This is a genomic window from Sphingopyxis sp. GC21, assembly GCF_025727575.1.
Lineage (GTDB): Bacteria > Pseudomonadota > Alphaproteobacteria > Sphingomonadales > Sphingomonadaceae > Sphingopyxis > Sphingopyxis terrae_A.
Window position 1 is genome coordinate 2,832,728 of sequence record NZ_CP095845.1, and the last position, 13,045, is coordinate 2,845,772.

Here is a 13,045-nt window from a genome sequence, read left to right on the forward strand (position 1 = left end):
ATGTCAAGACCCAATGCGAAGGAGAGATGCCATGTCGAAAAAACTGTGGATTGCCGCGCTGTTTCTGGCTGCGGCCGTACCCGGAGGCGCCGCGATGGCGGCTCAGGCGCAGGCAATCGCCTTCCCCGGCGCGGTCGGACCGGCCGCCGCGACTCCGGGAGGACGCAGCGGAAAAATCCTTCGCGTCACGACGCTCGCCCCCGACGGTCCGGGGTCGCTGAAGGCCGCGATCGAAACGCCGGGTCCGCGAATCGTCGTGTTCGAGGTCGGCGGCGTGATCGACCTCGGCCGCAGTACCCTGACCATCGACCAGCCCTATCTGACGATTGCCGGCCAGACGGCCCCCGGACCCGGCATCACGATCATTCGCGGCGGCATCGACGTGAAAGCGCATGATGTCGTGCTGCGCCACCTGCGCATCTATACCGGCGTTGACGGGCAGCCGAAGCGCAGCGGCTGGGAAGCCGATGCCTTCTCGACGGTCGCCGCGCACGATGTCGTGGTCGATCATTGCACCTTTTTGTGGGCGCTCGACGAAAATATGTCGGCATCAGGTCCGCGCTTCAAGGGCGCGACGGTCGCCGAATGGCGCGACGGGACCAGCCGCAATGTGACCTTTTCGAACAATCTGGCGGCCGAGGGGCTGGCCGACGCCAGCCACCCCAAGGGCGAGCATAGCAAGGGGTCGCTGATCCATGACAACACCACGGGCATCGTCTTCTATCGCAATGTCTGGGCGCACAATGTCGAACGCAATCCGCTGATCAAGGGCGGCGCGCAGGCGCTGATGATCAACAATCTGATCTACGATCCGGGCCACCGCGCGGTGCACTATAATCTGATGAATCTCGAATGGGTCGGCCACGACTATGTGACGGGCGAGATCACCGCGATCGGCAATGTCATGCGCGGCGGCAATCATACCGACGAGGGGCTGCCCTTTCTGATGCTCGGCGGCGATGGCGACCTGCGCTTCTATGGCCGCGACAATATTGCGGTCGACCGGCACGGCAACGCGCTGCCCGAATTCGGCCGCTATGGCGAAACCCGCGCGCAGCTTATCCGCTCGGAGGCCCCGCTTGCGCCCACCGATGGGTACAAAATCCTGCCGGTCCACGATGTCGAAACGTCGGTTCTGGCGACCGCAGGCGCGCGGCCCTGGGCGCGCGATGCCGAAGAGATCCGCATCCTGTTCTTCGTCGCCGAAGGACGCGGCGACATCATCGACGACGAAAAGCAGGTCAGCGCCTATCCGAAGGTGACCGAACCCGTACGCGCGCCCTTCGTAGAGAAGGATTGGGATCTGGCGACGATGGAACCCAAATCGGGCACTTATCCGGGCCAGACCACCCCCATGCCGCAAGAACATCTGTCGGCGCGCGACCTCGATTCGCGCGGCGGCGTCAAATGACGCCGCTGCTCGCGCTGCTGCTCGCCGGAAGCGCGGCACCGGCGATGGTGGTCATCGACGAGGCCGCGACGATTCGGGAAGAGCCGCCGCCGCACGGCGCCATCGGCCAGTCGACCGCGTGGCGGATCAGCGACGCCGTCCCCGCCCCGCGCAGTTTCGAATTTCGCAAGCGCGCGCTGCACGCGGGTGCGGCGATCGGCATCCACCCGATCGACCATGACGAAATCTATTATGTCGTCTCGGGGACCGGCATCGTCCATTCGGACGGCGAGGAACAGGCGCTGAAGCCGGGGATGGCGGCGTGGCTCTATCGGGGCGCCCGCGTCGGCATCCGCCAGACCGGCGACGAGGCCTTGGTGCTCATCATCGCTTATCCAGACGCCGATCCGAAACCGGAGGCACCGTAGATGGTGCTCGGTCGCCGCGAACTGATGGCCGCCAGCCTTGCGCTGCCCTTTGCGGGCGCCGCAGCCGGAGAAGTATGGACGCGGCCCGCCGGCCTTGTCCCCGACGCCAGCATCCCGCTGTGGCCGGGCGGGCATATCAAGCCGCCGCCGGGCCTTTCCGAAGAGATTGTCCAGCGCAGCGACGATCCCGACGCCAGTGACCGGATGCTTCAGCACATTACGCGGCCGCGGCTCGACATTTTCCGGCCCGACAAACCCAATGGCGCCGCGGTCATCCTCGCGCCCGGCGGCGGCTATCGCTACGTCGTGATCGACAAGGAAGGCTATGAGCTGGCGCGCTGGCTGAAGGCGCGCGGCGTGACGGTCTATGTGCTCTTCTATCGCCTGCCCGGCGACGGCTGGACGAACGGGTCCGACGTTCCGCTCGCCGATGCGCAGCGGGCGATGCGGGTCGTGCGCCGCCGCGCTGCGCTCGACGGCATCGATCCGGCACGCGTCGCTTTCGGCGGGTTTTCCGCGGGCGGGCAGGTCGCAACAAGTCTGCTGACGCGCTTCGATGCGCAGGTCTATGCACCGCTCGATGGGGCCGATACGCTGTCAGCGCGCCCCGACGCGCTCGCCGCCATTTATCCGGTCGTGTCGATGGACCCGGCAATCGCGCATGCGGTCAGCCGCGAAAAGCTGATCGGCGCGCATCCCGACGCGGCGCGCGAGGCGCTTTATTCGCCCGAGCGCAACACACGCGCCGACATGCCGCCGCTGTGGCTGCTCCACGCCGAGGACGACAGCGTCGTGAAGATCGACAACAGCCTGCGTCTGCAGGCGGCAACGCGGCGCGTCGGCGTGTCGTGCGAGGCACATTATTTCGCCGAGGGCGAGCATGGCTTCGGCCTGCTGAAAACGGCGGGCCTGCCCGTCGCCATCTGGCCCGAATTGCTGTGGGGCTGGTTGAAGGGGCGACAGATCGTCTGATCCATCGACGCTGCAGGCCGAATCAGGTTCCGGGCTGAATATAGGGGACACGCGCGAACAGCTCGCGCTCCCATCGCCGGGGATCGTTTTCGACGCGGCTCACGGTGTCGAAGATCATCGTCTCACGCTGCGCCAGTGTATAGGCGGACCAGCCCGGGTTGCCGGTGCGCGCAAAGCGCACGAAGGCGCCCATCACCACGTCGCTCATCGCCCGCTGTGCCGGCGTGGGATCGGATATGGTGCCGAAGCTGAGCCCGATGTCATCGGTATGCTTCGCCTGCTCGAAATCGAGCTGATAGACGAAGGCCGGCGCGCCGGCGCGGGCGCGCGCCTCGGCCTCCTCGACCTGCCCGCGCCAGCTCCGCGCTGCGGTGACGATGCGGTGGAACAATTCGGTCACCTCCGCCTGCGGATAACGGGCACGAAATTCGCTCACGACCCATTCGGGCAAGATGTCGATCCGCATCTGCGGCGCGATCCGGGCGGCCAGATTGTCCATCGTCAGCCCCGCAAGTGGCGGCTTGTCGGGCGCATAAAAGGCGCGTGTTTCCATCACGACATTGCCGAGCATCATCGGAATATCCAGCGACTGCGCCGGCGCGTCGGGCCAGAAGGGGTGGCGCATCAGATGCGTCATGTCGAGCACCGGCCCCATATAGAGGCCGCCGCCAAGGACCGGATCGGTCGCCGACAGCGCGGCGATCAACTGTTCGACCGGCGCGGTCGCGGGATCGACGCCGGGGCCGAGCCTGGCGAGAAAGGCTTCGGCGCGCTTTGTCGCGTTGAGCGGCCCCGACGCAGTGACCTGCTGCCCGCTCATCGTGATCGCTTTGTGGAACAGCCCCTTCGCTTCGGGCATCGCCATCAGCGTCGCGATCTTCGCGCCGCCGCCCGACTGGCCAAAGACGGTGACATTGCCCGGATCGCCACCGAAGGCCGCAATATTGCGCCGGATCCATTGCAGCGCGACGATCAGGTCGAGCTGCCCGGCATTGCCGCTGTCGGGAAAGCGCGGGTCGAGTCGCGCGAGATAGAGATAGCCGAGCGCGTTCAGCCGGTGGTTGACGGTAACGACGACGACATCGCCGCGCGCCGCCAGATTTGCGCCGTCGTTGATCGGGTCGGTGACGCTGCCGGTCGAATAGGCACCGCCGTGGAAATAGACCAGGACGGGGCGCTTGCGCTTCTCGTCGAGCGCGGGTGTCCAGACATTCAGGAAAAGGCAGTCTTCAGATTGCGGCTGGTAACGATCGCCGGTCTGGGGACAGGCAGGGCCGAAGCCGCTATCCTGCTGTTCGGCGTGGAGGACGGGAACGGGCGCACGAAAGCGCGCCGCGCGGGCATAACGGATCCCGGGATAGGCTAGGATTGGGGCAACCTCGTCTTCTCCCCAGCCCAGACTGCGATATTCCCCGTCGGGGGCGTCGATGACAGCATGCACGGGCGTAGCGCGGGCCGTTGGCGATGCGGCCACGACCAGCAGCCCCGCCGCGCCGCCCAGCAACGCGCGACGACTCATCCTCTCAGCGCCGGACATCGAGTCCGCCGCCGTGGAAGGCATCGATATCGGTTTCACCAAACCGGCTGGCATCGCCCGGCAGCGAATGTTTGAGGCAGGTGAGCGCAAGGCCGGTTTCGGCCATCGCCTTGACGTCGGCGCCCTTCAGGTGCGCGTGCAATACGCCAGCGGCAAAAGCATCGCCCGCCCCGATCCGGTCGACGATGCCGGTCACATCGACCTCGGCGGTCTGATGCGCGCCCCCGCGCAAATCGACGCGCGCGGCGATGCGGTGGTGATCGGCGGTCACAATGTGGCGCGCGGTCGAGGCGATGAGTTTGAGCGCGGGGAAAGCGGCAAAGCCAGCCTCGGCCGCTTCGCGCCGACGATCCTCGCCCTCCCCCGAAAATTCGCGCCCCAGCACGAGCGAGAGGTCGCGGTGATTGCCGAACAATATGTCGGCGCTGCCGATCAGTTCGGACAGGATCGCACGCGGATCGCTATCCCACGCGTCCCACAGCATCGCGCGGTAATTGCCGTCGAAACTGACGGGAACGCCGAGCCGCCTTGCGGCGCGTGCCGCCGCAAGCGCCGCCGCGGCCGAACGCGGCCCGAGCGCCGGGGTAATTCCCGACAGGTGGAGCAGCCGGGCGCCCGTCAGCAGCCGGTCGAAGTCATAATCCTCCGCCCCGCTTTCCGCGAAACTCGATCGCGCGCGGTCATAGACGATTTCGGAGGCGCGCAGCCCGGCGCCGACGCTCAGGAAATAGAGCCCCATGCGCCCCGGATGAAGCGTGACGGCGGTGCAATCGACGCCTGCGCCGCGCACCGCCGCCACTGCACCGCGACCCAGTGCATTCGAAGGAATTTTGCCAACCATCGCGCAATCGTGACCAAGATGCGCGAGGCCGATCGCGACATTCGCCTCGGCTCCCCCGACTTGGAGCGCAAGCGAGGGCGATTGCATCAGCAGCTCGTTGCCCGGCGCGGTCAGGCGGATCAGCAGTTCGCCGAAAAAGACAAGACGGCTACCCATCGCGCGAGTCTAGCGCGCGAGCCAGCCGCCGTCGACGGCGAGGATATGGCCCTGCACATAGTCCGACGCGCTCGACGCCAGAAACACGGCCGCGCCGCCGATATCGCTCGGGTCGCCCCAGCGGCCCGCCGGAATGCGTTCCATGATCTGGCGGTTGCGCGTCTCGTCGCCCTGTAACGCGGCGGTGTTGTTCGTCGCGATATAGCCGGGCGCGATCGCATTGACCTGTACACCCTTCGCCGCCCATTCGTTCGCAAGCAGCTTGGTCAGCCCGCCGACCCCCGATTTCGAGGCGGTATAGCTCGGGACGCGAATGCCGCCCTGAAAGGTGAGCATCGAGGCGATGTTGATGATCTTGCCCGAGCCGCGCGCGATCATGTGGCGCCCGACGCTCTGGCAGAGGAAGAAGAGCGTCTTGAGATTGGTGTCCATCACCGCGTCCCAGTCGGCCTCGGTGAAATCGACCGCATCGGCGCGGCGGATGATCCCCGCATTGTTGACGAGAATGTCGATGCGCCCGAACTCGGCGAGCACCGCGTCGACGAGCGGCTGCACCGCGCCGACGCTCGACAGGTCGGCGGCGAAATTCTCGCCCCTCCGCCCCAGCCCGCGCACCTTGCCGACAGTCTCGTCCGCGGGCGAGCGGCCCGCGGCCGCGATGTCCGCCCCCGCCTCGGCGAGCGCGAGCGCGAGCCCCTGCCCGATGCCCGTGTTGGCACCGGTGACGAGCGCCACCTTGCCCGACAGGTCAAAGAGGCCCGCCATTACGACAGCTGACAGATGTCGAGGACGTTCATGTCGGTATAATCCTGATTCTCGCCCGCCATCGCCCAGATGAAGGCGTAGGATTTCGTGCCCGCGCCCATGTGGATCGACCAGGGCGGCGAGATCACCGCTTCCTCATTCTGCATCACGATGTGGCGCGTCGCCTCGCCCTCGCCCATGAAATGCATCACGCGGTCGGTATCGACATTGTCGAGCTCGAAATAGAAATAGATCTCGCTGCGGCGCTCGTGGATATGCGGCGGCATCGTGTTCCAGACGCTGCCTTCCTTGAGCACGGTCAGCCCCATGACGAGCTGCGCGCTGTCGCACACGCCCGGAATGACGAGCTGATAAATCGTGCGCTCATTCGATTCGGCGAGGCTGCCGCGGTCGAGCGCATTGGCGTCGGCGATGCCGAGCTTGCGCGTCGTGAACGCCTTGTGCGCAGGGCACGACGCCAGATAATAACGCGCGCCTTCGCCCGCGAACTCGACGTCCTTCGCACCCATCGTCACATAGAGGCAATCCTTGTTGCCGAGCGTGAAGCTCTCGCCGTCAACGGTGACCGTGCCTTCGACCGACGAGACGTTGACGATCGCGAGTTCGCGGCGTTCGAGGAACGGGTGCCCCGCGACCGACGGCGGCTCGGTCTGCGTCGGCAGCTTGACCGGCGCGCCGCCCACGGCGACGCCGCCGATCACGAAGCGGTCGGCGTGGGTGTAGTTGAGGACGCATTCGCCCTCGCGGAAGAGGCCCTGGATCAGATAGCGATCGCGAAGTTCCGCGTTCGACACCTCCTCCATCATGGAGGGATGAGTAGCATAATAGGTGCGATCGAACATGGCGGCATCCTCAGGTCTGATTGATCTGAAGCTGGGTTAGTTGATAAGGTAACCGGTGTCAATCGATGACAAAAAGGCGCCCCGGCCATCATCATATCCGGAGAAAGACTACCACCCTCGGCGTTCGAGCGCGCCGACGCGCAATACGCAAGCAGCACCATCCTCTCGGCTTCCTCCAACGCGAGGAGAAAGTCTCAAAGATCGGCATCCTATGCAGGAGTCCGCTCGCACCATAGCTCGACTCGCATCGAGCGTGTACGGTTTACAATCACGAAAGACCTGCGCGCGCGATTTTACCCGGCTACTGCGGCATCGCGTTCCAGCGTCTTAAAGCGGGAAAATGGATGCCCCGTGAGGATTCGAACCTCAATAGACGGAATCAGAATCCGTAGTCTTACCATTAGACGACGGGGCAATGAGGGGCGCGCAATATGATTGCGTGGGCCGTCTGTCAAGGCCGGTGCGACCGCCCGGTCGGGTTCGCGCAACAGGCGGCTTGCCCTTATCCAATTCGCCGCTAGCATCGCGCGCAGAACAGAAGAACAGAGGGGCCGCGCCCCGGCGCAGGTCCTGCACTTGGAGGTGGGCTGATGCGTCATGTCGCGATCGTCGGGTCGGGTCCGGCCGGATATTATACCGCCGAAACCTTGCAGAAGGCGGAGGATATCGCCGTCGACGTGATCGATCGCCTGCCCGTTCCCTATGGGCTGATCCGCACCGGCGTTGCCCCCGATCACCAATCGATCAAGGCGGTGTCGCGGCGGTACGAGGGTGTCGCCCTGGCGGACAATGTGCGCTTCGTCGGCCATGTGTCGGTCGGCACCGACATCGGGATCGACGAACTGGCGCAGCTCTACGACGCCGTCGTGCTCGCGACCGGGGCACCCAATGACCGGCCGCTGGGGATTCCCGGCGCCGATCTACCCGGCGTCATCGGCAGCGCCGCCTTCGTTGGCTGGTACAATGGCCACCCCGATTTCGCCGACCTCGACCCGCCGCTCGACAGCCCCGGCGTCGCGGTGATCGGCAACGGCAATGTCGCGCTCGACGTCGCGCGTATCCTTGCCAAGACCCCCGCCGAATTCGCCGGCAGCGACATCGTCGCCCATGCGCGCGACCTGCTCGCGACGAGCAATATCCGGCACATCCACATTCTCGGCCGCCGCGGCCCGCACCAGATCGCGATGACACCGAAAGAGCTGGGCGAGCTGGGCCATCTCGAACGCGCCAGCCCGCGCGTCGACCCCGCCGATCTGCCCGACGAAGGCGACGATGCGCTGCTCGAACCCGGCATGCGCAAGTCGGTGACGCATCTACGGCAGTTCGCGGCGAATCCGGTTGCCAAGCCGGTGACGATCGACTTCGACTTCTTTGCCATGCCCGTCGCGATAGAGGGCGACGGGCGCGCCCAGCGCGTCATCGTCGAACGGACGCGGCTCGATGCCGATCTGCGCAGCCATGGCACCGGCGAAACCTATGCGATCGAGGCGGGTCTGGTCGTCAGCTGCATCGGTTATCAGACGCCGCCGATCCCCGGCGTGCCCTATGAACATGGTCGCGGCCGCTTCGCCAATAACGAGGGGCGGATCCTGCCCGGCCTTTATTGCGTCGGCTGGGCGCGGCGCGGGCCATCGGGGACGATCGGCACCAACAAGCCCGACGGCGCGCGCATCGCCGAAATGGTGCTGGAGGATATAGGCCGCGGTGGCGGCAAGCCGGGCCGTCCCGGACTCGACGCGCTGCTCGCGGGGCGCGGCATCGCGCCCGTCACCTTCCGCGACTGGCGCAAGATAGAGGCGGCGGAGGTCGCCGCCGCGCTCGAAGGCAATCCGCGCGAGAAATTCGTGCGCGTCGAGGCGATGATCGAAGCCATCGGGCGGTGACGATCCGCACGGCGCTGCGCTGGCTGCTCGCGCTCGCTTATGGCTATGCGGGCTACCGCCACCTTGCCACCCCCGCGCCCTTCGTCGCGATCACCCCGCCCTGGGTGCCGCAGCCGGCGCTGGTCGTCGCCGCGACGGGCATTGCCGAACTGGCGGGCGCGCTGGGGTTGCTGATCCCGGCGACGCGCAAGGCGGCGGGCTGGGGCCTTGCCCTCTATGCGCTGTGCGTGTGGCCGGCGAATTTCCATCACGCCTTCGCGCATGTCGCGATCGGCGGACAGACGCTCGGCTGGTGGTACCACGGCCCTCGCCTCGCCGCGCAGCCGCTCATCATCTGGTGGGCGCTGTGGGCGAGCGGCGCGATCGACTGGCCGTTCAAGAGGAAATAGCCGCCACCTCCGCCGTCGCGGCGGCGACGTGCATTATTTCGCCACCGGCGTCTCGATCGGCGGCTGGCCTTTCTGGCTCGCCGCATAGGCCTCGACCGCCTTCAGCACGCGCAGCATGTTGCCGCTCGCGATCTTTTCGAGGTCGGCCTGCGAATAGCCGCGCTTCGCCAGTTCGACGAACAACGCGGGGTAGCCCGACACATCCTCCATCCCGACCGGCGCCGAATCCATGCCGTCATAATCGCCGCCGAGCCCGATATGGTCGATCCCGGCCAGCTTGCGGATATGATCGATATGGTCGGCAACCTTCGCGACATCGGTCGTCGGCGTCGGGTTCGCCTTGTCCCAGTCGGCGAGCGCCTTGTCGGCCGCGGCGGGATCGCCCGGATACATCGCCTTCAACCGCGCCTGTTCGGCGGTACGCGACAGGCCATAGGCGCGCACCTGGGGGTCGAGGAAGGTCGGCAACAGCACCACCATCACGATGCCGCCGTTCGCCTTGACCAGCGGCAGCACGCTGTCGGGGACATTGCGCGGATGGTCGTTGACGCCGCGCGCGCCCGAGTGGCTGAACATCACCGGCGCCTTCGCGGCGGCGAGCGCGTCCTTCATCGTCGCCTCGCTCGTGTGGCTCAGATCGACGATCATGCCGATGCGGTTCATCTCGCGCACCACCTGTTCGCCGAACGGGGTCAGCCCGTCGTGCGCGGGCGCATCGGTCGCGCTGTCGCCCCACAGGGTGTTCCGGCTGTGGGTCAGCGTCATGTACCGCGCGCCGAGATCATACATGTCGCGCAGCACCGCCAGGCTCGATCCGATCGAATGACCGCCCTCCATGCCGAGCATGCCCACGATCTTGCCCGCCTTCATCGCCTTTTCGAGCTCGGCCGAACTGGTCGCGAGCATCAGGTCGTTCGGATAGCGCTGGACGAGACGCTTCATCACGTCGATCTGCTCCAGCGTCTGCTGCACCGCCTGCGCCTCGTTGCTGTTCGACGGGACATAGACCGACCAGAATTGCGCGCCGACATGGCCCTTGCGCAATCGGATCAGGTCCGTGTGCATCGCGATGCGATCGGTCGTCGCGGTATGGCTGGTGTCGTTGAAATCGAAACCGTTGATCATATTGTCGGCGCGCTCGCGCAGCGCCCAGGGCACGTCATTATGCCCGTCGAAGACCGGCGCCTTCTTGAGCGCGGCCTCGGCCACCGCCTCGGGCGAGGATTGCGCGGCGGCGGGAGTGGAGACAAGGGCGAGCGCGGCGAGGCCGGCGAGCAGGATAGATTTCGTCATAGATGGCGACCTTAAGGTGCATGGCGAGGAAATCGAGCCGAAATTTATCGTCTGTACGCCACCGCAAGGTCGCGCTTCCCTTGACGTTTACGTCAACCGGGCGCAGCATCGGGGTATGACTGCTTTCGACGATTGGTGCGCCCGTTCCCCCTATTATGACGAAACCCACGAGGCGCTGGCGCAAAGCGTCCGCCGCTTCGTCGAACGCGAGATCGCACCGCACATCGACCGCTGGGAGGCCGAGGGCGAGTTGCCGCGCGCGCTGCACAAGAAGGCGGCGGAAGCGGGTATACTTGGCCTGCGCTACCCCGAGCAATATGGCGGCCATTCCGAAGGCTTCGACAATTTCCACGGCCTCGTTCTGACCGAGGAGCTCGCCGCGGTCGGCGCGGGCGGACTCGGTGCCTCGCTGATGACGCACGGCATCGGCCTGCCGCCGATCCTCGCGCTGGGCTCGGACGAATTGAAACAGCGGGTCGCGCCGCCCGTGCTCGCTGGGGACAAGATCATCGCGCTCGGCATTACCGAAGCGGGCGGCGGCAGCGACGTCGCCAACCTCAAGACGACGGCGGTGCGCGACGGCGACGATTATGTTGTCAATGGCGGCAAGATGTTCATCACCAGCGGCATGCGCGCCGATTGGTTGACCTGCGCGGTGCGCACCGGCGGTCCGGGCGCGGGCGGCATCTCGCTGCTGCTCATCGACATGGACGCACCCGGCGTCGAACGCACGCGGCTCGACAAGATGGGCTGGCGCTGCAGCGACACCGCGGCGATCCATTTCGCGGACGTCCGCGTCCCCGCTGCAAACCTGATCGGGCCCGAGAACGGCGGCTTCATCGGCATCATGCGCAACTTCAATTCGGAACGGCTCGGCATGGCGATGGGCTGCTGCGCCTATGCCCGCGTCGCGCTCGCCGAGGCCGTAGAATGGGCGCAGAACCGCGAGACGTTCGGCAAGCCGCTCGTCGGCCACCAGTCGATCCGCATCAAGCTCGCCGATATGGAACGCCAGATCGAAGCGACGCAGGCGTGGGTCGACCTCTGCGCTTGGCAGGTGAAGACCGGCAAGGACCGCCCCGCCGATTTCGCGATGCTCAAGGTGCAGGCGACCCGGATGCTCGAGGCGGTCGCGCGCGAGGCGGCGCAGGTGCTGGGCGGCGCGAGCTACATCACTGGCAGCAAGGTCGAACGCATCTACCGCGAGGTTCGCGTCAACGCGATCGGCGGCGGCAGCGAGGAAATCATGCTCGATCTGGCGGGGCGGCAGCTCTTCGGCGGTCGGTGAGTTCGACCAACCTCGTTCTGCTCGTCGTCGCCGTCGCGACCGCGGCGGTGATGCTGTCGCCGCCGCTGCTGCGCTCGCGCGACTGGCGCGCGACCGTCACGCCACTCGCGTCGATCATCGGGTCAGGCTTCCTCGTCGCGGGGCCGATCCTTGGCCATGTCGCCGGCCATTATGCGGTCGCGGCGATGGCGGCGCTCTGCGCCATTTCCTATCTTTTCGGCCTTGCGGTGCGCGACAATATCAGTCGCCTCGAACCGATGCTCGCGGCCGAATCGCCGCCGCCGGTGCTGCTCTGGCTCGACCGCGCCGCCGATCTTGCGCTGATCCTCGCCTATTTCGTCTCGGTCGCTTATTATCTCGACCTGCTCGCCGATTTCGCGCTCAAGGCGTTCGGCGTCGTCGATCCGGTGGTTGCGCACGGGATGACGACCGCGATCCTCGCGCTGCTCGGCACCCTCGGCTATTTCGGCGGTCTGCGCTGGCTCGAGCATGTCGAGCTGGGCTCGGTCGGGCTTAAGCTGGCGATGATCGCCGCGCTCATCGCCGCGCTCGCCTGGGCGCTGGGGTCGGAAGTCGCGGCGGGAACGGTCGCGGTCCGTCCGCTCGCCGACCAGGCGGAGGGTTTCGACGCGGTCCGCATCCTGCTCGGCCTCATCATCCTCGTCCAGGGGTTCGAAACGTCTCGCTACCTCGGCGACAGCTACGACCGCGCGACGCGAGTGCGCACGATGCGCCATGCGCAGTGGATCGCCTTCGTCGTCTACATGCTCTTCATCGGCCTCCTGACGCCGTGGCTCGACGGGCGCCTGCCGCCCGAGGGCGGCGACACCCATGTCATCGAACTGCTGCGCCCCGTCGGCACCCTCGTTGCGCCGGCGATCATCGTCGCCGCCCTTCTGTCGCAGCTTTCGGCGGCGGTGGCCGATCTCAACGGCGCCAGCGGCCTCGTCGCCGGCGCCTCGCGCCAGCGAATCCCCGTCGCTATCGGCTATGTCATCGCAGCATCAGCCTCGATCGCGGTGGTGTGGGCGGGCGACATCTTCACCGTCATCGCCTGGGCGTCCAAAGCCTTCGTTCTCTATTATGGCATCCAGTCGGCGACCGCACTCGTCGTCGAATGGATCGACCCCGCCCCGACCCGCTGGGGCCGCATCGTCCTGCACGGCAGCGCCATCGCCATCGCGCTCGCCGTGCTGACCCTCGGCCGCGCCGCGGCAGGCTGACAAGCCGGCGGCGACGTTCTAGGATCGCGTGACGCCCC

Annotated in this window: 12 protein-coding genes and 1 tRNA gene; 7 read left to right on the plus strand and 6 right to left on the minus strand. The window is 66.5% G+C overall.

Translation table 11 applies throughout. From position 1 onward, the window contains the following. The first annotated feature begins 94 nt into the window (after window positions 1-94). Genes MU856_RS13675 through MU856_RS13685 form a run of 3 tightly spaced genes read left to right on the plus strand, consistent with a single transcriptional unit; the run spans window position 95 to window position 2,790 of the window. A complete protein-coding gene (locus tag MU856_RS13675; protein ID WP_238929777.1) occupies window positions 95-1,411 on the plus strand; it encodes a polysaccharide lyase family 1 protein in 1,317 nt (438 codons plus the stop codon). Then, window positions 1,408-1,818: a cupin domain-containing protein gene (locus MU856_RS13680; protein WP_062901810.1), complete on the plus strand. Its 411-nt coding sequence runs from the start codon at window positions 1,408-1,410 to the stop codon at window positions 1,816-1,818. The genes MU856_RS13675 and MU856_RS13680 overlap by 4 nt, the downstream gene beginning before the upstream one ends. Further along, entirely contained in the window at window positions 1,819-2,790 is a 972-nt protein-coding gene (locus MU856_RS13685) for an alpha/beta hydrolase (RefSeq protein WP_062901809.1), read from the plus strand. It begins immediately after the preceding gene. 22 nt (window positions 2,791-2,812) lie between these two features. Here MU856_RS13685 and MU856_RS13690 read toward each other — a convergent pair whose 3' ends face one another. The 5 genes from MU856_RS13690 to MU856_RS13710 form a co-directional block, all read right to left on the minus strand. Then, window positions 2,813-4,309, minus strand: coding sequence for a carboxylesterase/lipase family protein (locus tag MU856_RS13690; protein ID WP_238929630.1), 1,497 nt, complete (start codon window positions 4,307-4,309; stop codon window positions 2,813-2,815). 4 nt (window positions 4,310-4,313) lie between these two features. Beyond that, window positions 4,314-5,324 carry a sugar kinase gene (locus MU856_RS13695; protein WP_062901807.1) on the minus strand — a complete coding sequence of 337 codons (1,011 nt, stop codon included), beginning with the start codon at window positions 5,322-5,324 and terminating at the stop codon, window positions 4,314-4,316. Between the two features lie 9 nt (window positions 5,325-5,333). Then, window positions 5,334-6,089, minus strand: a complete 756-nt coding sequence (kduD, locus tag MU856_RS13700; RefSeq protein ID WP_062901806.1) for a 2-dehydro-3-deoxy-D-gluconate 5-dehydrogenase KduD — start codon at window positions 6,087-6,089, stop codon at window positions 5,334-5,336. Further along, the gene (gene kduI, locus MU856_RS13705) at window positions 6,089-6,931 is read right to left on the minus strand and encodes a 5-dehydro-4-deoxy-D-glucuronate isomerase (protein WP_062901805.1); all 843 of its coding nucleotides are present in this window, start codon (window positions 6,929-6,931) and stop codon (window positions 6,089-6,091) included. Before kduI ends, kduD begins: the two co-directional genes overlap by 1 nt. A 341-nt stretch (window positions 6,932-7,272) precedes the next feature. Then, window positions 7,273-7,346, minus strand: a tRNA-Gln gene (locus tag MU856_RS13710). Between the two features lie 175 nt (window positions 7,347-7,521). Here MU856_RS13710 and MU856_RS13715 point away from each other — a divergent pair. Further along, window positions 7,522-8,814, plus strand: a complete 1,293-nt coding sequence (locus tag MU856_RS13715; protein ID WP_062901781.1) for an FAD-dependent oxidoreductase — start codon at window positions 7,522-7,524, stop codon at window positions 8,812-8,814. Beyond that, a complete protein-coding gene (locus MU856_RS13720) occupies window positions 8,811-9,203 on the plus strand; it encodes a DoxX family protein (RefSeq protein WP_238929628.1) in 393 nt (130 codons plus the stop codon). Before MU856_RS13715 ends, MU856_RS13720 begins: the two co-directional genes overlap by 4 nt. 33 nt (window positions 9,204-9,236) lie before the next feature. Here the strand turns inward: MU856_RS13720 and MU856_RS13725 are convergent, their stop codons facing one another. Continuing rightward, window positions 9,237-10,496, minus strand: coding sequence for a dipeptidase (locus tag MU856_RS13725; protein ID WP_062901780.1), 1,260 nt, complete (start codon window positions 10,494-10,496; stop codon window positions 9,237-9,239). 115 nt (window positions 10,497-10,611) lie between these two features. On the opposite strand from MU856_RS13725, the gene MU856_RS13730 reads away from it, so the two are divergent. Beyond that, window positions 10,612-11,784, plus strand: coding sequence for an acyl-CoA dehydrogenase family protein (locus MU856_RS13730; protein WP_062901779.1), 1,173 nt, complete (start codon window positions 10,612-10,614; stop codon window positions 11,782-11,784). Next, window positions 11,781-13,007 (plus strand): hypothetical protein, encoded by a 1,227-nt coding sequence (locus tag MU856_RS13735; protein ID WP_062901778.1) that lies wholly within the window; start codon window positions 11,781-11,783, stop codon window positions 13,005-13,007. Before MU856_RS13730 ends, MU856_RS13735 begins: the two co-directional genes overlap by 4 nt. Window positions 13,008-13,045 lie beyond the last annotated feature (38 nt).

Coding starts and splice junctions, on each gene's coding strand:
- MU856_RS13715 (WP_062901781.1), top strand. CDS start 7,522: ATGCGTCATGTCGCGATCGTCGGGTCGGGTCCGGCCGGATATTATACC.
- MU856_RS13680 (WP_062901810.1), top strand. CDS start 1,408: ATGACGCCGCTGCTCGCGCTGCTGCTCGCCGGAAGCGCGGCACCGGCG.
- MU856_RS13690 (WP_238929630.1), bottom strand. CDS start 4,309: ATGAGTCGTCGCGCGTTGCTGGGCGGCGCGGCGGGGCTGCTGGTCGTG.
- MU856_RS13695 (WP_062901807.1), bottom strand. CDS start 5,324: ATGGGTAGCCGTCTTGTCTTTTTCGGCGAACTGCTGATCCGCCTGACC.
- MU856_RS13730 (WP_062901779.1), top strand. CDS start 10,612: ATGACTGCTTTCGACGATTGGTGCGCCCGTTCCCCCTATTATGACGAA.
- kduI (WP_062901805.1), bottom strand. CDS start 6,931: ATGTTCGATCGCACCTATTATGCTACTCATCCCTCCATGATGGAGGAG.
- MU856_RS13725 (WP_062901780.1), bottom strand. CDS start 10,496: ATGACGAAATCTATCCTGCTCGCCGGCCTCGCCGCGCTCGCCCTTGTC.
- MU856_RS13675 (WP_238929777.1), top strand. CDS start 95: ATGGCGGCTCAGGCGCAGGCAATCGCCTTCCCCGGCGCGGTCGGACCG.
- kduD (WP_062901806.1), bottom strand. CDS start 6,089: ATGGCGGGCCTCTTTGACCTGTCGGGCAAGGTGGCGCTCGTCACCGGT.
- MU856_RS13685 (WP_062901809.1), top strand. CDS start 1,819: ATGGTGCTCGGTCGCCGCGAACTGATGGCCGCCAGCCTTGCGCTGCCC.